Origin of the sequence: Bacillus sp. 103mf (assembly GCF_900116295.1) — a bacterium.
Taxonomy (GTDB): domain Bacteria; phylum Bacillota; class Bacilli; order Bacillales; family Bacillaceae_G; genus Bacillus_A; species Bacillus_A bruguierae.
In genome coordinates this window covers 316315-339592 of sequence record NZ_FPAF01000004.1, presented here as the reverse complement: position 1 = coordinate 339592, position 23278 = coordinate 316315, and the positions used below count along the sequence as shown (strand labels likewise).

Here is a 23278-nt window from a genome sequence, read left to right as displayed (position 1 = left end):
TTTAAATCATAAAAGAAAAGCATTCGAATTAGGAGAATCATTGATATCGTGGTACTTTTCGGTCTATGGTAAGAACTCTGTTACTAGGACATATAACATGTATGGTAAGGCCTACTAACAAATGCCTATACTATGTAGGAGCATATAATTGCGGTAAAGTAAAATCTAATACTGATACTGCCGAAAGTAGAGCACAAGCTAATTATTCTTCCGATAAATTTTGAAGTGCACCTCCAATTGTTAGACTGTGTCTAACAATTGGAGGTGCAGTTTTTTATTTAAATTGTAAAAATACGATCTCCGGTCTATTAAAAATTCTTTGAGGAATGATACTATTTCCCAGCCCCCTACTTACTATCATTGAAGTATCTTTGTCTTTATATATTCCAGCCGTATATTTTGGTAACAATCCTTGATCAGGTGCAACTAAACCTCCCACGAAAGGTATTCTAACCTGTCCACCATGAGCATGACCTGTAAACACCAAATCTATTTGTTGTTCAGTGTATGCACGGAGATATTCTGGTCTATGGGATAATAATATTTTAAACCCATTTGGATTGATACCTTCTTTAGCCTGTATGACTTCTTTTGCAACTACACTAATTCCTTCAAACTCAGAGTCACTACGATTACTAACTTTAAATGCTGGGTCATCTATGCCTAAAATATATATTTCTTGTCCATCTTTTTTAATAATGGCATGTTCATTTCTTAAAACTGTAACATTGTATTTTTTTAGGTCTTTTTCTAGGTTCATAAAACGACCTGACCATGCTTCATGATTTCCTGTCACAAAATAAACTGGATAATGTTTTACAAGTTGTTTAACCACTTCCAAACTTACTTTTGCATTATATCGTTCACTATCAATAAAGTCACCTGTGATAACAACTATATTAGGATTAATATTTTCCACTTTTTTTATCAACTTTTTTTGGTTTTCCCCAAACTCGTTACTATGTAAATCAGACAATTGTACAATTTTGAAACCCTTAAATGCACTAGGTATTTTAGTTGATTTTATGGTAATCTTAGTTACACCTAATAAATTATTTTGTAAATAAGAAAATATGCCTAATCCTATCAATAAGCTAATTACAACCGTTAACCTCTTATACTTTCTTCTCATAGTTTCCCCCTTACATAACTGTGAAAATTATGAATTTCAGGAATGATTATCTACCTTATCTATTTAAACATGAAAAATCATTCTTTGTTGTGTTTTTTTGTATTAATTATATAGACTCTCTGTCACTGGGTTTTTATCTAAGTAAATCAAGGGGTAACTTCAACCTAATTATGATGATACATATTATAATAGCATGAAGGGGAAAACGGGCTTAGAGTTAAAAAAGGAACTTCATAATATTATTGATAATCATACAAAGATATCATATAGTGCAATTTGGGAAGCGCTAAGAGATACTGATGAAGATCCAAATAATAAAAATAATGTACTTCTCTTATATACAGGGCGTTCGCAAGGGAAATTTACAAATGGTTCAGAGGTCGATAATTGGAACCGAGAGCATGTTTGGGCGAAATCTCACGGTGAGTTTGGGGCGATTTGGAAATAAATAAGTAAAATTATAATTTAAAAAATATAAAGTGGAAAGGAGTGGTCATAAGGATCACTCTTTTCTCATGTTTATTATAGAATCATTGGTTTGTAAGGGATTGGTAGGGAGAGCATCATAGATATTTTTACTGCAGTAAATAGAGCAGGTTCACTTATTGCTTTTTGGGGACTTCTCCTTGAGTGGAAAGATGAAAGTGGGTTTCCGTTCTATACAGGTATTAAAGAATACGATTGTCACCATTTTGATAAATACCTAAAAGAGTTTCTAAAGTATTCTTCTGACATTAAGAAGCAATTCCCAAATATTTATCTTGTTACCGTTGAATCGTTAATTAATTTGGATAAAAGAGAGCATTGGGAAAATGAATTTCCTACCATCTCGAGCGAACTATTTAATACTGTTAGAAAAAATTTGTTTCGGGACGATGTTAAAAAGCTAAATTATAAGACTTATCAAAAGGCATTGAAAGAAGCAGGAATGCTTTATTAAACTAAATGAGGCTAATATTCAATAAAACTTATACTAAAGTTTTTTATTTTAAAGCTATAATGGGCGCTTTTGGCCCACAGTTTGCGAGTTTGTATACGTGATAAAATAAGATTATTGATAGATTTTATAGTACACAACACCTTATCACACATAATATTATTCGGTACATCCTATTTTACACTCTATTAATTCAACAGACCCAACGCATCTAAAAAGATAAGTGCTAGTATCATCGCAATGATGTATGTAAGAATTTTGCAAATGAAATGAATCTTAATCCCTAACTTATCCGGAAGAAACCATATCGACAATCCCAAAAGTATACGCCCCGCAGCTAAATATAATTGGGGTAAAAGATTATTATCCATTCTTACCTCCATATACTCTTTACCAGACTCAAACAATACGGCATATACGATCAGTATAATGAAATAAAAAACAAACACTTTTGCATAATTGATCCATTTGTTTTTTCTTAACATATAAACCCTCCTTTTATCTTCTTGCTTCGTAGACATACCACCATATAGTTTTGGAGGTTCGTATTAATAATAACTCTACATCACTTGTATTGATATGATACATGAAATAAAACAACATGATATGTATTTATTTCAAATTAATAGTATCATAAAATATAATAGAACTTGGAACAAATAAACAAAAAATACTTTATTATACATATTATTTTTATAACGTATAATAGAAAAGGAAATAAAAAATAGAAAAAGAGGGAAGAATGCTAAAAGATAATAGTATTTTGGGGTGTAAATATAAGGGAATAACGTTTTAATAGTCCAAAAACTACGTGGTTCCCTTCTATATTCGAAAGGGGGATCATATTGAACAAAATATCTTTAAAACCCATTGACAAAAGTAATTGGGAAGAGGCTATAGAATTATCGGTAAAAGAAGAACAACGTACATTTATCGCCTCCAATCTTTATTCTATTGCAGAGGTTCAATTTTTAGATAATTTCTATGCAAAAGGTATATATCTTGATAGTAAGTTGATAGGATTTACAATGTTTGGAATAGACTCTGATGATAATAATTATTGGATTTATAGACTAATGATTGATAAAGAATACCAAGGACAAGGTATAGGTATACAGGCTATATTTCTCATTATTGAAGAGATAAGAAGTATTAATAATAAAAATATTCCTCTAATCATGATTGGATATAATCCTAAAAATCTTTCAGCAAAAATTGCTTATAGGAAGGCTGGCTTTATTGAAACTGAATTATCATCTTGGGGTGAACAATTGGCGAAGTTCACCTTATAAAGCCTTATATTTAGTCTTCTAGGTATTACTTTACAAAGAAATTGGGGAACATTGCAAATTTTTTTGTAAACGATACGACTTTATGCCAAATCTGCACTATTTGTTATTATTGGTTTGATAACAAAACATTAAAACTGTAAAAACAAGAAAGGTTGGCAATTTGCCAGCCTTTCTTGTTTACTATCAATCAATTTTAAAATATAAAAAAATAGCAAAACTACTTTCATGGGCTCCTGATTTACCAACTACTTGTTTCGTTCCAAAATTAAAACACAATAAGCAAAGCCCTAGGATAGCTGACTTCACAATTCTACCCTAGGGCCCTTTCTATTGCGATGTGTGAAAATCCTTGTCTATAAAGAATCCACAATTTTCTCATCATCTACTTCATATTTTACTAAGCAATCATTTTCCATGACTAGTTCTTTGCCAACTAAGTTACCTGTGACACGATCAACTATTTTTTTATAAACTTTATTTTGTCTGTATACTTGACCATCTACTTTTTTTACAAAACGATGATCTTCTTCAACGATAGAATACTTATGTGGAGGATACTGGGATGCCCTGATTTCTCCGTAGATGTATTCTTCATCAAGATGTAGATTGACTTGATAGGAAATATTTGAATTATTTCTCAATTTGAGATCAATAATACCGTTCATTAAAGTGGCGCCTGTTCCAAATGGAATTACACGTCCATAGTCAGGGAATGGATCGAAACTATGACGATATCTTTCCACTGTTTCCAATTCTGAATGAAGAAACATCCAGTAGAGAAGATTCCCTAACTGACAGAGACCACCGCCTATTCCCTTTATCGCTTCGCCATTCATTAGAATAATTCCTTCTTTATATCCAGCTTTTTCACTAGAATTACCAACAAGATGCCAAAATGAAAATGTTTCTCCCGGTTTAATTACAACCTGGTTTATTTTACAGATGGCTAGCTTTAGATTGGTGATTTTGTTATATTGCAGCTGTATATCCGTGTCACCTAACTTTCTAATAAGCAAAGATTTATGTTTATAAATCCTGTAAGGTAATGGATTTTGCTCAAATGTTTTTGGAAATTTATGCCCTTCAAGGCGGTCACTTATTTTTTTAAACAGCCTACGTTGTCTGATTCTAATAGGAATTAAAAAGGGAAATCTTTGTGTTAATAATTTTCTTGCCATTGAGAGTTGAGCTCCTTTATATATATTGTATTCAAAATTACACCTTATTCATCATCACTAAGCAAATTGATATGTATTTCTTACTGTATTACCTTATAGCACATATAAAAGGGTTTTACTAACTCATAAGTCAATAGTTTAGCGAAGGAATCGTATTTATATACTCTCACGGTATCAATTAGAACGTGACTACCTACTAAACTTTTCTGGTGTAGAAAAATGGAAGGTGAGCTCTTTGTTGACTAAGACGAAATTGTTCTTCGTACCATCTTACTTTTTTCGTGAGTTCTTCTATTTGAGCTTGAAGAGATTCAATTGTAGGTTGATTTTGATGAGAAGATGTTGTTTTCATAGATGAATCCATTCGACAAAATGAATCGAATCCCTTCCACACATACGAATTTTTCACAGGATTGTTCTCGCATATACGGCTTGATGCTCTTGTTTTTGATGAAAAGCAAATCCATCAAGAAGCCACCTTAGTTGCCTTCTTGATATGGTGAGCCCAGTTGGCCAGTCAAACTTCCCTTTTTCCAATTAGGGAGAGGTTTTATTTGAATAATTTAGTTGGATCTATCAGAGATGAAATATTTGAATCAATTACCAAGATTTTTGGAATAAGGATAAGTATCTTAAGTGATACTTCAATTAAGTGAAGCGTAGGTGGCGGGAGTTTACAGAAATGGCCCAATTTATGTTGTGAATGAAAAATTACTATATGATTCAGAAGAAATAGAAGAAGAGTAAAACCTTAACTAAAATTCCTAAAAAGGCTTATCAAGTGCATAATCAAATAAAAAGAAACGATGACCGAGCTCTCAGTGGTTATAAAGGAGTAAATAGAAGTAAACAAAGGCTTGTAATTGACAAAAACGGAAAAATATATTATACAAACGATTACTATAAGACTTTTGTTAAAGTACCACGTAAAAAAAGGATGATAAGATAATGCAGATTGAAAAGAAATTTAAAGTATTAAATGCCCCTTTTGTACATTTAATATTTACAGATGAATTTCATCGGTTGAAACAATTAGAATCCCAAGATAATATCGGATATATATCAATTGATGGAAATAATTGTGTTAATATAAGTAGTTTATTTGATGAATTTTCTAGGAAAATGAGATTCCCGGATTATTTTAGTGACAACTGGAATTCCTTTGATGAATGTATCAATGATTTGAGTTGGCTTGAAGCGGAAAAGTATTTAATTTCTATTAATGATGCAGATAAAGTTCTTTTGGGAGATGATAGAAACTTCGGAGCGTTTATTGAAATTTTATATGATACATGTGTGGAATGGGAAGAAGGAAGAGAATATGGTGAGCTAGTGACCGTTCCAACTCCTTTTCATGTAGTATTTCATTGTACGGTTGATAAAGAAAACTATATTATTGAAAGAATTAGACATATAGGAATGGATAAAATTGATATTATTAAATAAAAAAGTGATGCAAAAGGTATTGCTGCAGCAACAGCTAAAGGAGCTGTTGGTGGTGGGAAGTTAAAATTAGCCAAAAGAATGGTAAATCCTCTTACTTATAAAGGGAAAATACATTGGGTTACTAAGCGATATAAGAGATCTTCAGGAACTACTACTAAGGCTCAGAAAAAATCTGTACAGGGTATAAAGTTTGTGCAATATGTGGTATTAATGATGGAGGAAAGCATAGGGTTTCACTTGTAAAAGAGTATTATCAAACGGACATGATTAATACAAAGAAAAGGAGGAGAATTGAGGCGGCTCAATCACAATGTGCAAGGTGTTCAAATCGACAAGGCGGCTACATATCTAGTTATTCAAAAAAAACAGAAGAATTTGGAATCATGTGTATGATGCAAGCCTAAAAGCAGAAGGCTATATAAGAGTAACTGGGAATCAATTATATGTAGTTGATTACGACTGTCTTACAATGGCAGCACAATTTGAAAGTAATAAAGTGCCTGATAAAAATTGCTCCAATTATAAAATTAACATTGAAAATGGAGTATATAAAGTGGAAGTTCTTCAATTTTATAATGTAGATAACGATAAATATGTTGGGACAAATGAGAAAGACATACTATTAAACTTTATTAAAGTCCCTGCTTTTCAACAAACAGTAAACCGTGTATTTTGGTGTAGTTTTTAATGAGATGTAAAGCTTGTTCTAAAAGAAAAACAAATTTCGAGGAAATAAATTCATTGTACCAACTTTTTTAGAGTTTTTTTCTATTGTTGAATCGCTTAGAAGGCTGCATAACTTTCTTAAGGAGTGATGAAAATGGATATTTTTGAATATCTGGAAGAGTTACAAGAAGATATATTTTCATTACATGTATCGCAAATAGAATCTAAGTATTATGAAATATGTGTTACCCTCTCGTCTACCAATGATGCAAAACGAATTCAATCGGTTAGCCTAGATGTATACAAAAGAAAATTGAGTTTTGGATTATATGAAGCTTTGATAATCGCAAAAGAAGAATCTTCTGAGGCTATCTATTATGAATATGACCTCGATAATCATTGGGGCGGTCATTTCTTTGTTTGTGATGATTATCTTCCTCTTGAAGAACAGGATGATGATTGGGCTTGCGATTGGACTAATGAAGTAGAAGGCCCGCAATTTCTTGAGTTTGCCGAAATGTACTCTAAAAATGGTTTTGATACAAATCAAAAGGCAATTGGCAATACTTTATACTTAATCGCTAGAACAGTGTGCTGTTTTATTAGCGTTTGTAACAAGAGAAAAAGTAATATACCTATCTGTATTGGGTTTCACGGTCAAGACCCAATAATGCGTATGTGTAGGGAATAACACTCTACCTATTTTTATGAAAAGTAAATTAAAGAACGAGAAAACTTACATATTAATAAAGGTGTAAGATAAGGGCGTTCACCGTAAGGGGAGACAATATGGAGTATAGAGGAATGGTTTCGTTGTGGATCGGGACAAGTCAATCATTTAATCATCTTGAAGAATATGTTGATGTTGAATATACAGAAGATGGAGATATAATACATTCAAAGTTTGGAGTTAACTTTGGTTTTGGTTATTACGATGAAGATAACATGGAAGTTAATTTCTATGAGAAACCTAACACAAAAATAGAGGATATTTTAAAGGATTCCTCATATAGTGAGATTATTATTCCAAAATTTAAAGATTTAATGAAAAAAGAAAATATAGAGTATGATATTAATTCCGTTATATTGCTTTATGATTTTCAATACGATGCAGAGAAAGAAAAAGATACATCTGAGGATTTAGAATTTATATTTATTGGTGCTGTACCATATAATTAATAGTTTTTTAGATGTCTAATGATGGTACTATGTCAAGAAAATGGACAATACAAAAAAGAAGGCTTACTTGGTACAATAGATCCTGCGACAGGTTGCCGGGGTTATTCCTGGATGGATAATAGAAGAAAACCTAAAAACTAGCAATAAAATATTGTTGTGAAGCTTTTTCTAATATTTAATATTAATATATATTATATATAAGATTTATTATCGGTAACATTTTTTACTCTATAAAATTTTCAACTATGAGAGGCCAATAAGCTACTAAAAATTCCTCATCCGAAAGTTTAAAGAAGCAAAATATAATCTACCTAATATATTCCGAAACTATTCCCATAGCTAGAGTTAAGGTTCAAAAGCTTTCAGCTTTTGAACCTTTTAATAATTATGTATCTCTAGTCATCATTTTCTCCATATCAAATAAATTCCGATGTTCTCCTTAAAACAAGAAAAGAATTTTTTACAGCCCTTACCACAGAGATAATTACGAAGTATAAATTACTTATCATCTTCTGGCTTGATTACTTACTAATCAAGCCAGAAGAAGCAAAAATTATTCTTTCAGCTAATTGATATGCGTTATGAAAAACGTAGCACAATCTTAACAATCAACATCGATCTCAAGGTTTGGGATGAAGCTTTTCCAAGATGAAAAATTAGCTATGCCATATTGGAGCTTGTATTACACCACAGTCGTTAGTATTGTATGACAATCGTATCGAATTAAAGATCAAGAGGGTTTTTATACATACTTAAACAGGAAAAATGTATATTTTTGGTTTAATATTTACACAAGTTCTTCACATCTTCCTTGGCCTTCTCCTATTGCCGCCGGGCTTAAATTAAGGTTCGCTTAAGGTTAACTGAATAAAGGCTTAATTTTTATCAACTATAATTCTTTTATATGGAAGATGAGGAGGTATTGAAAAATGGGTGAATATATTATTGAGACAAAAAATCTTTCTAAGAAGTTTGGGGGTTTTTATGCAGTAAATGATGTAAATTTACAAGTGCCAAAGGGAAACATATACGGTTTTCTAGGGCCAAATGGAGCAGGAAAATCGACAACGATTCGTATGCTTCTTGGATTAATAAAGCCAACAAATGGTTCGGTTACCTTATTTGGAAAATCAATGAAAGATAGCAGGATAGATATTCTTAAAAATGTAGGTTCGATGGTTGAGTATCCTTCTTATTATGGACATTTAACTGCTTATGAGAACTTAGAAATTATAAGAAAGATACTAGAGATTGATAAAAAAGAAATTGATAAGGTTCTAAAAATTGTAAATCTCACTAATGTTCAAGATAAATTAGTAAAAAAATTTTCACTAGGTATGAAGCAAAGGCTTGGAATTGCTCAAGCTCTCCTTGGGAATCCTGCATTGTTAATTCTTGATGAACCAACAAATGGGCTTGATCCAGCAGGGATACATGAAATTAGGGATCTTGTTAAAAGTTTACCCAGTAAAATGGGGATTACAGTCTTAGTTTCGAGCCATATTTTAAGCGAAATAGAATTAATTGCCGATCGTGTTGGAATTATTAACAAAGGAAATTTAATATTTCAAGGAACCCTTGATGAATTGAGAGAAAAAAGCGAACTTGAAATCTTAGTTGATGCAAGGCCAAAAGGAGATGCAGGTAAGTATCTGAGTAATAAAGGATTTCTTGTCGGAGAAAAAGAGGGAATGTTTATAATAAAGGATATGATGGCGAATCCAGCGGATATCAACAGAGACCTAATTTTAAGTGGCCACGAAGTTTACCATATAAGTCAGCGAAGGGATACGCTTGAAGATATTTTCCTCCAAATGACTAAGGAGGAGAATAGGACATGAATATAAAAAAACTTGTAAGAACGGATGTAATAAAGCAAAAAAGAGGGCTTTTATGGTTAATTATTTTTATTATACCTTTAGGTACAACAGTAGCAATGTTTTTAGATATGTACTTAAGGTATGAGGATTTTCTATATCATTCTATAAAAAAACAAGGGGTTACCTCTTGGGAAATGCTTCTGATCGAAAACCATGCATTATTACAGTGGGGGAAGTTTCTTCCTATTTTTGTAGCCGTTATTGGTGTTGTTGTTTACCAAATTGAATTTAAGCAAAGTTCTTGGACAACGCTTCTAAGTCTACCCGTTACAAAATCCTCCGTTTTTATTTCAAAGTTTATTACGATTATGATTTTTTCCGCGTTATTGATTTGCTTAAATACCATAGGACTGATTGTAGTAGGTATAATAATTGGCTTTCCAGAGGCCGTAGATATAGGTCTTTATAGTAAATATGTCATTAATCAGTGTATAGCAATACTTGGTGTAGCAGCTCTTCACAACTGGTTAAGCTCATATTTAAGAAACATGGTTATACCAGTTGCGATAGGTTTTATTGGTATGATTTTGTCATCTATTATCTTTTCTCAAATTCCTGCTAAAGCAAAATTTTTTCCATATCTTTATCCATATTTAATAGCTGGTCAAAAAGAAATTAATCCTTCTATCGCGCTATATAGTGGTCTTGCTTCAGGGGTAATCATCTTACTATTAGGTATCATCGAGTTTCAAAGAAGAGATATTTCATAAGGGAGGGTAAAGAATGTTAAACATATTACGAATAGAATGGCTGAAATTAAGGCGTTCACAAATTATTTTACTAGCGACTATTCTTCCTCTGTTTGCTGTTTTTCAAGGAAGAATGTTTGTATTAAGCCAGAAAGAATTGAATGGGGTGGAACTTTGGTCTACTCTATATACAGGGAGTATGTCTCAATTTTCTTCTTTTATTTTTCCTGTTAGTATTGCAGTAATAATGGTCATGATTACAAGAATAGAACATAGCAATAATGGATGGAAGCAACTTTTAGCAATGCCAGTCAAAAGGGAGAATGTCTATTTTTCAAAACTTCTAATGGGAAGCATGATTACGTTATATAGTGTATTAATATTTAGTATAGGTACCATTACGGTAGGAATAGAGTTAGGATTAAAGGATACTATACCTTACGATCTTCTCGTATGTAAATCTCTAATTGTCTTTATTGCTTCATTACCCATAATAGCAATCCAATTTTATATAAGTTTTCGATTTTCCCATATAGGAATTCCACTTGCTGTAGGGGCTGGTCTTGCTCTTCCGTCCATGCTAGTGGCGAATTCAGCTGCTTACTGGATCTATTACCCCTGGGCATATCCAATTATTTCAAGCATGACGGAAATATTTTCTTTTGCTGGAAAAGAAGTTACAATGTATACCGTTTGTTTTAGTTCATTTTTTCTTATTATTTTTATAGGCTTATTAAAATTTAGAGCAAAGGATGTAATTTAATGAAAACAAATGGAATGGAAGTAAAAAAATGATTAGCTTAGAAGGAATGGCTAATAAAAAAATACTGTTAATTGATGATGAAGAAGATTTATTAGACTTGCTTGAAACAGTGCTTGTAAAAGAGGGGTTTGCAACAATATATAAAGCATTCACAGGTTTAAGTGGCGTTGAAATTTGTAAAAAAGAAAATCCTGATATCATTGTTCTAGATATTATGATGCCCGATATTGAAGGGTATGAGGTATGTAAAAGAATTAGAGAATTTACCTATGCCCCGGTCATTTTTCTTTCTGCGAAGTCTGATGATATTGATAAGCTTCTAGGTCTTGGAATTGGCGGAGATGATTACGTTACAAAACCTTTTAGCCCTAAGGAAGTAGCCTTTCGTATTAAAGCGCAACTTAGAAGAAATCAATACATTGGATTAGAGAAAAAGAAAGACAAAGATGAAAGTATTATTGAATTTAATGAGATAAAAATTGAAGCTAAAAAGGGAGAAGTAACAAAGTTAGGTATTCCAATTAAACTGACAGCAAAGGAATATAAACTTCTTCTATATATGGCCAAAAATAAGAATCAAATATTAAGTAAGAGAAAGATTTGTGATGAAGTTTGGGAAGATGAGTATGTGGGCTATGATAATGTAATTATGGTCCACATTAGACATTTAAGAGAAAAATTAGAAGATGATCCAAGTAACCCAAAATATATAAAGACCATCAAGGGCCTTGGTTACAAACTTTCTACAAAGGAAAAATAATATGAAGTGGAAATTAACAAGGAGGTTTTTAGCCTCCATTGTCATAACGATTATCATAACTTTATTATGTTTTTTCATTATGAATCTATTATTGTTTTTTAAAGGTCCTGCCTACCCTAAAGAACTTTTAGAGGTAAAAGCTCCAGCAATGACTTTAGAATTTGGTGAGAAAATTCAATTTAAGAATGGCAATATATTTATTGAAGAAAAAGAACTTTCTAAACTAGAAAAATATAGTAGCTGGTTACAAGTGTTGGATGAAAATGGAACAGAAGTATTCAGTAGTCGAAAGCCAGAGTCCGTACCGAATCATTATACTCCAGGGGAGATTGTTTATTATCATAAGAATTCAAGAGCTTTAGGAGGATATACAATTTTTCTTGGTATGGTAGAAAATGAAGGGAAAAAATGGAGCTATATAATGGCCTTTCCAGATGATAAGGTTGCGAAATTCTCTTTTAATTTTAACCCAGAAACAATTGTGGGAGATTTTTTAAAGATTTTTATTAGTTCTATTATTGCATTTGTAGTCATTGCTTCTATTGTTGGTTATTTGTTTAGTGTAAAACTTACTAATCCAATATTAAATATTTTAGAGGGAATAAAGTCACTGTCTCAAGGAAATTACAGCAAGAAATTTTTAAGTAAAGGGATATATAAGGACGTTTATTCAAGTTTGAATAATCTTTCTGATGCCCTTAAAACAAATGAATTGGAAAGAAAAAATATTGAAAAAGTAAGGGAAGAGTGGATTGCGAATATAACTCATGATATTAAAACTCCTTTGGCTTCCATAAAAGGTTATTCAGAGGTAATACTTGACAGTGATTATAAGCTTACTCATGAGGATATTGTAAGTTATGTGGAAATAATATTGAACAAGTCAAACTATATGGATAGTTTAGTGGAAGATTTAAAGCTGACCTATCAGTTAAAGAACTCTCATACTCATTTAACTAAAAAAGATGAAAACCTAGTAGATATTTTAAGAGAAACGATTATTCACATCCTCAATCATCCTAAGTATGAAACCGTAGAGATTAACTTTGAGCCAGAGCAGGAAAATATTATCTTTAGATGTGATAGTACTGTTCTGCAAAGAGCTTTTACAAATCTAATCTTTAATGCTGTTGTCCATAATAAAGAACATACAAAAGTATGGGTTAGAATAAGCAGAAAAGAACATATCATTATTGAAATTGAAGATAACGGAAATGGAATTAGACAAAAAGATCTTGAAAAACTTTTTGAAAGATATTACAGAGGTACCAATACAGGAGAAGTTCACAAAGGCTCAGGTCTTGGTATGGCAATTTCTAAGCAGATTATAGAAGTTCATGGTGGTACAATACATGTTAATAGTAATTTGAATAGAGGAACTAAGGTCTTTGTAATTTTTTGATTGTAGTTATCTACTTTACCACATCTATAACGGTGAATCATACTACAAATAAAATTATCATGAACGAATTTAGCTCCTTACTTATAATTTCGTAGGTTAATATGGTATTACATAACTATCAGATATTATGGAAACAAACTCCTGTAGAAGAACGTTTAACGGAACCTAAGCTGGTCATCCCTTGGGATTTTGAGTCCATGATTAAAGCGTTTGCTTGTGGAGGATATGAACTGATATCTTGTGAAAAGGTATTAACCAATATTGGGAGAATTGAATTTTATCCCTATGCATGGCCATATGGAGGCAGCGATGTGTTTAGAGCTTTGAATGAGTATAGCGGATTCAAAATTATCGATGAGAGTGTATAGGATTTACAATAGCAAAAAGTACGGTGATGGGATTGCCTATTGTAACTATGTATTTTGTCTTGAAAAATCAAATAAACAAGGAAACATGTATAAAATTGTAGATAGTATTAGTTATACAAGGCTGAAAAAATAGAGAATCAATAATGGTTTGGGAGAAGTGAAAATGAAAGAAGAAATGAAGCAGTATTTTCATAAATTACTTCAGGAGTGGAAAGGCTATAATAATTCATTACCAAAATCTTCGTGGATAGAAGAAGCAGATTCTTTTATATATGAAGGGGAGCCAGATGTAGAGGAATATATTTTTTGGAAACCCGTAGAAAAAGATGTATTTCATGATTTTTCTGATATAGAAAAGAAATTAGCAATACAATTACATCATTCGATTAAAGAATACTATAATTCTTACTGGTTTTTGGATTTAGCAGGCAGTTATTTAGAGTATGGACTGGAACTAAATCCTGTTATACCAGGTATTGAACTTCGAGACTTTTATACTTCTTTACAAGGATATAAAAAGGCACACCATAATGAGTTAAAGAATATTCCTATAGGTATAGAGTGTAATGGGCTTTTGGTAGTTGTAGATAATGAAAGTGGACAAGTGAAGATAGAAGATTATGAAACGGGAAATTTTGAAGTTATTAGTAAAAGTTTAGCAGAACTCATTTCAATGCTCTAATGAAAGGGAATAAGGTTCAATTCGAAATATAAGTTAAGAAGTAATGGATGTGAGTAAACAGATTTAGTATAGTCATATGGACACAAAGAGGGTTTCAAGGAGGAAGTGTCTATATGAGAATGTTTGTATTGAGTCGTTCATGCCATTTTAAAGAAGGAAAAAATATACCGTACACAATAGGTCACGTTTTAGCAAGTAAACTTAGCGCTATTCGAGGGGTTTTATAACCGTAAGCAAATCCGTAGTAGTACTGGTTATAAAATCCCTCAAGTAATAGAAGATCTGGCTAAAGATTCACTTTTCGGTGTCCCAAATATTGACGATATGGCGGAACAGGAATTCGTTTACAATATTATAAACTAAATAAAGAACTTGCCTTCAACTACTTTTTTACCAGTACCACCTATATAAAGTTCTATATCCTTTTCTTTTTTTGATATAAACAATTCTATTAAACAAGGCATTTTTACAATCGTACCTTGCTCAGCTCGAAGGTGAATAAATTTTTGGTCATTATAATAATTTTGTGCAAGATATGCTCCAACAGCAGCGTTCCCCAGTCCGCAAGCAGGATCTTCTATACCTTCTCTAGGGCACAAATTTCTAGTGTGAAAATCAAAATCCTCTCCATAAGTTTTAAATGTAAATACTTGCACTTCACGAACACCTAAATTCTCACACAACTCATGTAACAATTGAACATCACGTTTAACTGACATTAATGCGCTTAAAGAATTTACTGCTACTACTAAATATTTTACGCCCAAATCAATCGTTTGAATTGGAAGATTGGAAGCAATATCTGCTTCATGAATTCCCAAAGTGTTGGCGATTATCTTTTTACTTATTAATGGTGAAATGAATTTAGGGGAGCTTTGCTTCATTTTTACAAGTACTTGATTTCTAACGGTTTCAATAACAATTTCACGTAGTCCATTTTGAGTTTCAATTTGATATGTATTTTTTTTATTAGGATCAATTTTCTTAGCATTTACTAAGGCAATACATGCTGCTATTGTTGGATGTCCAGCAAGCGATACTTCATTATGAGGAGTAAAATAACGAAATCGAAAATCCGCATTATAAGAAGGATAGACAAATACAGTCTCCACAAGGTTTATCTGCTTAGCGATGCTTTGTAAAGTATGATTTTTTAAATTGCTGGGGTCCAAAAAAATAGCAGCGGGATTTCCCATTAAATTTTCACCAGAGAAGCTATTAATTACTATAAATTCTTTTTCCAATTTAATTCCACACCCCAATATTTAGTCTGTAAACACTAATTTTAATATAAATCAATTTCTGTTGTAATTCTCTAAATTTTTGCAAAGAAATTTCTAAACTTCCATGTACTAATAGAATAATAAGACTTTCACTTAGGGGATAATCGGAAATCTTAGATTGATAAACATGTATTGCTACTCTATTTTAAAAACATTTTATTTATATGAATTGGCCCTAGCTAGTCAAAAGAAGAATTAGCGGGTGCTAACATTCAATCTTTTCAATAAATTAAGCTTTGCATTTTGTGAGCACATGTTTGAGTTATTTTTACCATTTATATAAATCCATTTTGATTTTTCAACATATATGTCGTTACTATACAGACCCAAACACGCCATATAAAAAACATGGACAGCGTTTTTTATGAATGTTTTATGCTGAAAAGGAAAAAGAAGGTTATTGGTTAGTAAGAGCGAAGTAAATGATTGTGTATATTCTAAATCTTTATGAAAGTTATGGAATATACACATCAAAAAATGCATAATGATATCCAAAAAAGAACTACATAATTATATTATCGTTAACTGCATTTCGGATATGTACTACATAAAAAAAGAAATAGTAGGAAAGGACTTTTATCTATGAACCGAATTGCTATCGTGGCGGCATGGGAACTAGAGCTTACGTATTTACATAAATATTATCCAAGCTATCGGAAAGAAAAACGAGCAGCTTGGGAATTTCATTTTCATAATCTGAATGGCATCGAATTGATTTCTGTCATAACTGGAGTCGGAAAAGTACAATGTGCAAGTTGTGTTCAGCTTCTTATTAGTGAATTTCAACCAGAGCAGCTCTTTATGACAGGTATTTGTGGAAGTTTATCAAACAAGGTGAAAAACGGTGATATTGTGGTCGCCACTAAAGTTCTGCAACATGATGTAACAGGAGCGGGAACGGGAACGGATCCGTTTGATTTATATACGGGCAGAGCAGCAAGTATTCAACCTTCCAAACAGCTGATTAAAGAAATGAAAAAGTTGCAATTTGTTTACAACTCTCATTATGGTACATTTGTTTCGGGTGACCAGCGTATTCGTAGTTCAGAAACGAGAGAATTACTTCAGACAGTATACGGAGCACTTGCGGTAGATCAAGAAATTGCTGCATTTTCTTACGTTTGTTATGTGAATGAAAAACCATTTCTTTGTTTAAAAGCTGCTTCAGATCAAGCGAATGATAAAACAGTAGAAGAACAAAAGGTGTTTAAAATGTTAGCTTGTGAGAAAGCATGCGAATATATGTTGGCATTTTTACTGCATTCATTAAAAGAAATTAACGTGTAGGAATTTCATTTATGGTATTTTAACTATTTGGTTATAAATATTTTAGAAAAGGCATTTGGGATAATGGAGATGCAAATGAAAAAAATATACAAATAGTTGGCACGATTATATGTTTTGTAATTATCTTCATGATTGTTTTAACTTGGAAAATAGATACAAGTTATGAATTTAAAAAATCTACAACGAAAACAATTAATAATGCGGTTTCTAATAGGATATATGGTTATATTCTGCTTAAGGGAGATACTGTGTTTTTCATTGAAGGGAAGCTTATAAAAGACGAATATGACAGAAAACACTTAGAGGAAAGATTAAAAAGGAAAATTCCTGCTGACGCTATTTTACACTTTACTAATCCTAGTTTAGGAAAAGAATTACAAACAGGTGACAAAGTTAGAATAGAGTATAGTGAAATGCTTGAATCTTATCCTGCGAAGGTACGGGTTATAAAATTGGAGAAAATTCAGGATTAGAGGAGGGAGATGATTCATTCAATATTTGAGAATACAGATGTGGATTTGAAATGAAGTTTGATAAAACAGTTTACTAAGTACAATGGAGGAATGTATTATGGGGAAGAGTTTATCAGAAATGTCACTTGAAGAATTGTGGGAACTGTTCCCGATTATTCTGAAAGAACATAATCCGATATGGAAAGATTGGTATTTACAAGAAGAAAAATTGCTTAGCAACATAATCGGCAATCAATATATTGAACGAATAAATCATATAGGAAGTACTTCTGTTAAGGGATTATTGGCAAAGCCAACGATAGATATATTGCTGGAAATAGCTGAAGACTGTGATTTGAAATTTTTAGTAAGTGTGTTAGAGAAAAACGGATATACCTTTGAAAACCAACCACAAAAGCCAGCACCTCATATGATGTTTATGAAAGGCTATAAAGAAAATGGATTTGCTGAAAAAGTATTTCATCTTCATGTTAGGTATATAGGAAATTGGAATGAATTGTATTTTAGAGATTTTTTACAACTACATAAAGATGTTGCCGAGGAATATGGTAACTTGAAAATGCGCTTAATAGATAAATATGAACGTGACAGAGACGGATATACAGAAGCAAAAACAGAATTTGTTAATAAATATACTAAAATTGCGAAAATGGAATTTGAAAACAAATATACTCCGAACTCATGAGCATTTTAATCAATCTTTTTTTCGAAAGGGATCCTTTTTATTTTTTTCGTAAATTACTGGTTGTGAGATATTTTTGTTCAAATTTTATTCTAAAACTACAGTTGCAAAAAGTGTATAATTATAGAATAAACAAAAGTGGCTATGTCTATTGAAATATGGGGGAATAATTGTTTTTTCATAAAATATGGACGGAAATTCAGTTGTTAAATAAAAAGGAAGAATGAGGAATATATGCAACTTATCCAATGTACAAAAAAATTAGCCGATGAAATGAAAATAAAAGTTCAAAAAATAGATGCTGCTGATTTCAATCCACTATATTGTTGGCATGCAAATCTTTTTAAGATTGGCCGAAAAAAATGTGTAATGTTTATGAATAACGCTACAAGATATCACTTTGTTATTTATGGCGTATTAAAGAAAGACTTGCAAAACTTACACCTTGTATTTAAGAAGAATTTAACCACAAATTTATTATTAGATGGAATTGATCCTGAGATAATTGAACAGTACTTAAATCAAGATTCAATTGTACAATTTGCAGCAACAAATAATCGAAGTATTATTTCACAAATAAATGAGTCTATTTTCGCTGTAGATCATTATTTTTATTATGAGTTAGTTGAAAAGAAGCAAGAGTTTATAGATTTAGCGGCAATGAATCAATGGCTGAACCATCAAATAATGCTAAAGTTATCGAAGTATCCAGTTGAAATGATGAAAGATGCACTTGAAGGGATAAAGCAATAGCAGTTATCCTATAAACCTGCAGTAAATACAAAATAGTGAATAGAGAAAGATATTAACTAGAAGAAATTTAGTCTATTCCGAAAGATATCTCGACAAGGGTTGAGTATGCCTTTTTTTGACATATTTCGGTAGTGAGGAATGGCGTCTAGTTTAATTTATTAATTGAATTTTTAAACAAAATAACGTATTATGTTTTTTTGAAACTAAATACATTATAATGGATAGGAAAGATTCTTAGTAAAGAGGTTAGGGAAATGGATAAAGTATACAGCGATTTATTGAATATATTAGATGATAATAAAGTTAAAAAAGATGAGCCGTTAAAACGATACACTTTTACTAAAACGGGTGGAAATGCGGATTATTTTGTTTTACCTACTACGTATCAAGAGGTACAAAACGTAATAAAATACGCAAATCAAAATAATATAGAGTTCACTATTTTAGGAAATGGTTCAAACATCATTATTAAGGATGGCGGCATTAGAGGGATTGTTCTAAATTTAACTAAATTAACTAATATCTCATTGGAAAGTAATAAAATAATTGTTCAAAGCGGGGCAACCATTATTGATACTTCGAGATTTGCATTGAAAAATCATCTAACTGGATTAGAATTTGCTTGTGGAATTCCAGGAACAGTTGGCGGAGCAGTATACATGAATGCGGGAGCATATGGCGGCGAAGTATCAGATGTTATTGCAAGTGTATTAGTTCTAACTAGAGATGGCGAAATTCTTAATTTAAATAAAAATGATTTAGAATTAGAATACAGAAACAGTTCCATTTCTAGAGAAGGGCATCTTGTGTTAGAAGCGACATTTGATTTAAAAGAAGGCGATTACAATAAAATCAAAGAAAAAATGGATGAATTGACATTTTTGCGTGAATCAAAACAACCATTAGAATATCCTTCTTGTGGCAGTGTTTTTAAACGTCCTCCAGGTATGTTTGCTGGTAAGTTAATTCAAGATAGCGGGTTGCAAGGAAAACAAATAGGAGATGCCCAAGTATCTACTAAGCACGCTGGATTTATCGTAAATGTAGGTGAAGCGACAGCGAGTGATTATGTGAAACTTATCCGTTATGTACAGGAAACGGTAAAATCTAAATTTAGCGTAGAATTAGAAACAGAAGTAAAAATTATTGGAGAAGAATTAATATCTTAATGGTAAGCACCTCTCGAAATGAGAGGTGTTTTTTTGTTTGGGCTAATTGGCCGGTAGTAAAACATCTATTTATTTTTGTACCCTCCAATATCCTTTTATTGTAAAATAATTATAGATGGGAGGAATATACATGAAATTTGAAGATAACAGATTATCAGGAATTCAGCTAGGTGCTTTACTAGTGACAGAAGATCATAGATATTTGGTGATTAAGAAAAATGATCATTATTCCCTACTCAATGTTGAAACGATGGAGTGTAGCATATTAGAAGTCGCTTTGGAGCATATTGAAGAAGTGATGGCAGAAGATTTGCAGGAAACAGTGAAGCAAATTATTCCTGCTGAGCATTTGAAACTTGTTGCAAAGAATATTGTATGAAAGGGTGCCTTATGCGTGGATGATACTGAATATTTAGTTATTAGTGATTTGGAAGCGTTACAACAACAATTTGAAGATTTATTACAAACAGAGATTCAATGTAGTGAGGAACTTGAGAGTTGGTTGAAAAGGCAGTCTCGGCTTTTAGATGAAGTAGAAGAGCAGCTTAAACGACATTATATTCAATTTCAGTGCAACACCCATGACCAGCAAGCGAAAGAGGCTTTCGATTTTGATCAAAAGCATGTGCAGCCATTAGTGAAACGCTACAAAAGCTTGCTAGACAGTAAATACTATGAATCTCCATTTCGTTTGCAGCTAGATCCAAAACATTTCGGTTTATTGAATAAAAAAGTAGAAAATGCAATTCGTTTGTTCAATGAGAAAAATATAGATTTAGAAATTGAAGAAGATGAGTTAGTAACGAAATATTTCGAGATTACAGGTAACTTAACCGTAATGTGGGAAGATGAAGAAAAGTCGTTAAGCGACATGGAGGTATATCTTCAAGATCCTGAGCGTACGGTTAGAAAAAATGCAATGACCCTTATTCAAAAAAGTATGTTATCTGTTGAAGAGGATCTTCAGATCATTATGGATAAGTTAATTGCGTTGCGACATCAAAAAGCTCAAAATGTGGGTTTGCCAAATTATCGCGACTATATGTTTAGAAAATATGAACGGTTTGATTATACAGCAGCAGATTGTCATGAGTTAGCAGAAGCAATGCGTCAATATGTTGTTCCGTTACAGAAGAAGCTTCAAGAAAAACAACAAAACACTTTGGGATTAAATACTTTTAGACCTTGGGATATTAGAGCTGTTCCAATAAACGAGAAGCCATTACAACCGGTTCAAAATGTAGACGAGTTAGTGAAAGGCACTTTTCATATTTTAGAAAAGGTTGATTCTCGGTTTTCGGCATTACTACATGAGATGAAAGAAAAGAATCTTTTAGATTTAGAGAGCCGTAAAGGAAAAGCTCCGGGCGGTTTTTGTGAATCCTTACCCGTCTCTAAACAATCATTTATTTTTATGAATTGTTGTAACACACAAGATGATGTAGTTGTGCTGTTACATGAAATGGGTCATTGTATTCATAATGAGCTCATGAAAGACATTGAGCCCCAGCAGTATCGAAATGTCCCAATGGAATCAGCAGAATTGGCGAGCACAACAATGGAACTCCTAACGATGGAGTATTGGAATACGTTTTATCCAAGTGGGGAAGATTTCAAAAGAGCAAAGCGTGAGCAACTCCGATTGATGATACAATATTTGCCCATCATTACTGTAGTTGATCAATTCCAGCATTGGATGTATGAGAATCCAAACCATACGCATGTGGAAAGAAGAGCGAAATTCAAAGAACTAGCGAGAACATATGATTCTAACTTTGTGAATTGGGAAGGGTATGAAAATTGGTTAGAGACAAAGTGGTTGTCTATTTTACATATTTTCGAAGTTCCTTTTTACTACATTGAGTACGCAATTGCACAAATAGGCGCTCTACAGATGTACAAGCAGTATAAAGAGGATCCAAAACAAACTTTAATTCATTATAAACAAGCGCTATCTTTAGGAAGCACACAATCAGTAAAAGAAGTGTATGAAGCGGCAGGGATTCGTTTTGACTTTTCGGCGCAAACAATTAAGGAGTTGATGGAGTTTGTGGAGAAAGAGTTGGAGTTATTTGAGGAAGAGTAATAAGGTGTTGAGGTTTTAAATTGCAGTAAATATTTTATTATTAGTCAATAAAGGAAGAATATAATGTACTCTATAGGAAAATTTTCTAAAATATGTAATGTTCCTGTTAAAACATTACGCTATTATGATGATATTGGTTTACTAACACCTTCTTACATAGATCCTGTAACAAACTATCGGTATTATGACTATGAAAAGATTCAGGTCATGAAAAAAATTATGCTTTTAAAAAGTTTTCAATTCTCCTTACCTACTATTAAGGAATTAATTGAAAGCGCTAATCGATTGCAATGGACAAGCGTATTAGAGCATAAAATTTGTGACCTTGAATGTCAAAAGGAGCAAATTTCTAAACAAATAGAAGAAATGAAAATGTTAAAAATGCAAATAGAAAAAGAAGCTTCTATAATCCCGGGACCTGTTTTGTCTAGCTGTTATATTGAAGATCGAAAGGAAATAACAGTCTATGCTATTCGTGAGAAAATAAAGATAAAATTTATAGATCAATTCGTTAAAAGTTTATTTGATCGAGTTTACGCTTTTAATCTTGTAGTTAACGGAAAGTTAATGTCCACCTTTCACGAAAGAGATTTGAATCAAAAAGAGGCAGATGTAGAGCTACTTCTTCCGGTAAATGATACGAATAAGATAGACGGCTGTAAAATTTTAGCTAGTGGGATATACGCGTGCACTACTGTTAAAGGTCCTTATTCAGAATTGGATGTAGGATATAAAGTGTTGGAAAGTTGGATAAGAGAACAGAATCTAACTCAGATAGGAAAAGGGATAGAGATTTATGAAAAAGGACTTGTTCCGTCCAATTTTAATATAAGAGATATAAGGCCAGATTTAAACAGACATCCATCAGAATTTATCACCAAAATATGTATACCAGTTAACAAGGATTAGAGTTAACTAACAATTTTTTATGTAAAAACAGAGTAAACCCTCCAGTAAGTGGAGGGTTTATTCTTTATATATACAAAGAAATACACAATGGAGGGATTTATTATGTATCATCCGAGATTAAAAGGAAATGCTTATGAGGCGGGAAAGCATTATGCAGAAATCCTTTATAAAAATGGATTTCAATTTTCAAAGGTAACTGAAGAAAAATTGAAAGGTTTTAAAAGAGAGATAAGATATTGATTATTAATTTGAATTGGAGAGA

The 23278-nt window shown here is 32.0% G+C and carries 26 protein-coding genes and 3 pseudogenes; 25 read left to right on the top strand and 4 right to left on the bottom strand.

The window, feature by feature from the left end; genetic code table 11:
- Window positions 1-274: 274 nt before the first annotated feature.
- Window positions 275-1132, bottom strand: a complete 858-nt coding sequence (locus tag BM350_RS13705; RefSeq protein WP_090914511.1) for a metallophosphoesterase — start codon at window positions 1130-1132, stop codon at window positions 275-277.
- Between the two features lie 166 nt (window positions 1133-1298).
- Here BM350_RS13705 and BM350_RS13700 point away from each other — a divergent pair.
- Window positions 1299-1565: pseudogene (locus BM350_RS13700) on the top strand (endonuclease); the annotation flags it as partial.
- A 692-nt stretch (window positions 1566-2257) separates the two neighbouring features.
- Here BM350_RS13700 and BM350_RS13695 read toward each other — a convergent pair.
- Window positions 2258-2554: a hypothetical protein gene (locus BM350_RS13695; RefSeq protein WP_244548001.1), complete on the bottom strand. Its 297-nt coding sequence runs from the start codon at window positions 2552-2554 to the stop codon at window positions 2258-2260.
- 360 nt (window positions 2555-2914) lie between these two features.
- Here BM350_RS13695 and BM350_RS13690 point away from each other — a divergent pair, with 360 nt between their 5' ends.
- Complete coding sequence (locus BM350_RS13690; protein ID WP_090914514.1) at window positions 2915-3361, top strand: GNAT family N-acetyltransferase; 447 nt, start codon at window positions 2915-2917, stop codon at window positions 3359-3361.
- A gap of 353 nt (window positions 3362-3714) precedes the next feature.
- Here the strand turns inward: BM350_RS13690 and BM350_RS13685 are convergent, their stop codons facing one another.
- Window positions 3715-4539 carry a VanW family protein gene (locus BM350_RS13685; protein ID WP_090914516.1) on the bottom strand — a complete coding sequence of 275 codons (825 nt, stop codon included), beginning with the start codon at window positions 4537-4539 and terminating at the stop codon, window positions 3715-3717.
- Between the two features lie 781 nt (window positions 4540-5320).
- Between BM350_RS13685 and BM350_RS27880 the strand changes: the two genes are divergently transcribed.
- From BM350_RS27880 to BM350_RS27560, 14 genes and pseudogenes are all read left to right on the top strand, one after another.
- Window positions 5321-5488 carry a ribonuclease domain-containing protein gene (locus BM350_RS27880; protein WP_254786480.1) on the top strand — a complete coding sequence of 56 codons (168 nt, stop codon included), beginning with the start codon at window positions 5321-5323 and terminating at the stop codon, window positions 5486-5488.
- Entirely contained in the window at window positions 5488-5985 is a 498-nt protein-coding gene (locus tag BM350_RS13675) for a barstar family protein (RefSeq protein ID WP_090914518.1), read from the top strand. The genes BM350_RS27880 and BM350_RS13675 overlap by 1 nt, the downstream gene beginning before the upstream one ends.
- A gap of 403 nt (window positions 5986-6388) precedes the next feature.
- Window positions 6389-6673: pseudogene (locus tag BM350_RS13670) on the top strand (hypothetical protein); the annotation flags it as partial.
- 132 nt (window positions 6674-6805) lie between these two features.
- A complete protein-coding gene (locus BM350_RS13665; RefSeq protein ID WP_090914521.1) occupies window positions 6806-7342 on the top strand; it encodes a hypothetical protein in 537 nt (178 codons plus the stop codon).
- Window positions 7343-7440: 98 nt separating this feature from the next.
- Window positions 7441-7830, top strand: a complete 390-nt coding sequence (locus BM350_RS13660; RefSeq protein ID WP_090914523.1) for an immunity 22 family protein — start codon at window positions 7441-7443, stop codon at window positions 7828-7830.
- Between the two features lie 574 nt (window positions 7831-8404).
- Window positions 8405-8482 (top strand): hypothetical protein, encoded by a 78-nt coding sequence (locus BM350_RS27875; RefSeq protein WP_280141382.1) that lies wholly within the window; start codon window positions 8405-8407, stop codon window positions 8480-8482.
- 277 nt (window positions 8483-8759) lie between these two features.
- Window positions 8760-9671, top strand: a complete 912-nt coding sequence (locus BM350_RS13650) for an ABC transporter ATP-binding protein (protein WP_090914525.1) — start codon at window positions 8760-8762, stop codon at window positions 9669-9671.
- Complete coding sequence (locus BM350_RS13645) at window positions 9668-10420, top strand: ABC transporter permease (RefSeq protein ID WP_090914527.1); 753 nt, start codon at window positions 9668-9670, stop codon at window positions 10418-10420. Before BM350_RS13650 ends, BM350_RS13645 begins: the two co-directional genes overlap by 4 nt.
- A gap of 13 nt (window positions 10421-10433) precedes the next feature.
- Window positions 10434-11162 carry an ABC transporter permease gene (locus BM350_RS13640; protein WP_090914528.1) on the top strand — a complete coding sequence of 243 codons (729 nt, stop codon included), beginning with the start codon at window positions 10434-10436 and terminating at the stop codon, window positions 11160-11162.
- 28 nt (window positions 11163-11190) lie between these two features.
- Window positions 11191-11922 carry a response regulator transcription factor gene (locus tag BM350_RS13635; protein WP_170857710.1) on the top strand — a complete coding sequence of 244 codons (732 nt, stop codon included), beginning with the start codon at window positions 11191-11193 and terminating at the stop codon, window positions 11920-11922.
- Between the two features lies 1 nt (window position 11923).
- Complete coding sequence (locus BM350_RS13630; protein WP_090914530.1) at window positions 11924-13324, top strand: sensor histidine kinase; 1401 nt, start codon at window positions 11924-11926, stop codon at window positions 13322-13324.
- A 101-nt stretch (window positions 13325-13425) separates the two neighbouring features.
- Window positions 13426-13692 carry a hypothetical protein gene (locus BM350_RS13625; RefSeq protein ID WP_244548000.1) on the top strand — a complete coding sequence of 89 codons (267 nt, stop codon included), beginning with the start codon at window positions 13426-13428 and terminating at the stop codon, window positions 13690-13692.
- A 163-nt stretch (window positions 13693-13855) separates the two neighbouring features.
- On the top strand, window positions 13856-14374 hold the full coding sequence (locus BM350_RS13620) for a SecY-interacting protein Syd (protein WP_090914532.1): 519 nt from the start codon (window positions 13856-13858) through the stop codon (window positions 14372-14374).
- Window positions 14375-14468: 94 nt separating this feature from the next.
- Window positions 14469-14662, top strand: a pseudogene (locus tag BM350_RS27560) (IS3 family transposase); the annotation flags it as partial.
- Window positions 14663-14733: 71 nt separating this feature from the next.
- Here the strand turns inward: BM350_RS27560 and BM350_RS13615 are convergent.
- Window positions 14734-15618 carry a PhzF family phenazine biosynthesis protein gene (locus BM350_RS13615; RefSeq protein ID WP_090914534.1) on the bottom strand — a complete coding sequence of 295 codons (885 nt, stop codon included), beginning with the start codon at window positions 15616-15618 and terminating at the stop codon, window positions 14734-14736.
- 621 nt (window positions 15619-16239) lie between these two features.
- Here BM350_RS13615 and mtnN point away from each other — a divergent pair.
- From mtnN to BM350_RS26970, 9 genes are all read left to right on the top strand, one after another.
- A complete protein-coding gene (gene mtnN / locus BM350_RS13610) occupies window positions 16240-16944 on the top strand; it encodes a 5'-methylthioadenosine/S-adenosylhomocysteine nucleosidase (RefSeq protein ID WP_090914536.1) in 705 nt (234 codons plus the stop codon).
- A 128-nt stretch (window positions 16945-17072) separates the two neighbouring features.
- Entirely contained in the window at window positions 17073-17417 is a 345-nt protein-coding gene (locus BM350_RS13605) for a DUF3221 domain-containing protein (RefSeq protein ID WP_090914538.1), read from the top strand.
- Window positions 17418-17514: 97 nt separating this feature from the next.
- On the top strand, window positions 17515-18102 hold the full coding sequence (locus BM350_RS13600; protein ID WP_090914540.1) for a GrpB family protein: 588 nt from the start codon (window positions 17515-17517) through the stop codon (window positions 18100-18102).
- A 231-nt stretch (window positions 18103-18333) separates the two neighbouring features.
- Complete coding sequence (locus BM350_RS13595) at window positions 18334-18852, top strand: DUF6933 domain-containing protein (protein WP_090914542.1); 519 nt, start codon at window positions 18334-18336, stop codon at window positions 18850-18852.
- Between the two features lie 254 nt (window positions 18853-19106).
- A complete protein-coding gene (murB, locus tag BM350_RS13590) occupies window positions 19107-20021 on the top strand; it encodes a UDP-N-acetylmuramate dehydrogenase (protein WP_090914544.1) in 915 nt (304 codons plus the stop codon).
- A 130-nt stretch (window positions 20022-20151) separates the two neighbouring features.
- Window positions 20152-20400, top strand: coding sequence for a hypothetical protein (locus BM350_RS13585; RefSeq protein ID WP_090914546.1), 249 nt, complete (start codon window positions 20152-20154; stop codon window positions 20398-20400).
- 48 nt (window positions 20401-20448) lie between these two features.
- A complete protein-coding gene (locus tag BM350_RS13580) occupies window positions 20449-22107 on the top strand; it encodes a M3 family oligoendopeptidase (RefSeq protein WP_244548004.1) in 1659 nt (552 codons plus the stop codon).
- Window positions 22108-22170: 63 nt separating this feature from the next.
- Complete coding sequence (locus BM350_RS13575; protein WP_090914550.1) at window positions 22171-23016, top strand: MerR family transcriptional regulator; 846 nt, start codon at window positions 22171-22173, stop codon at window positions 23014-23016.
- A 102-nt stretch (window positions 23017-23118) separates the two neighbouring features.
- Entirely contained in the window at window positions 23119-23256 is a 138-nt protein-coding gene (locus tag BM350_RS26970; protein WP_170857694.1) for a hypothetical protein, read from the top strand.
- Window positions 23257-23278: the final 22 nt, after the last annotated feature.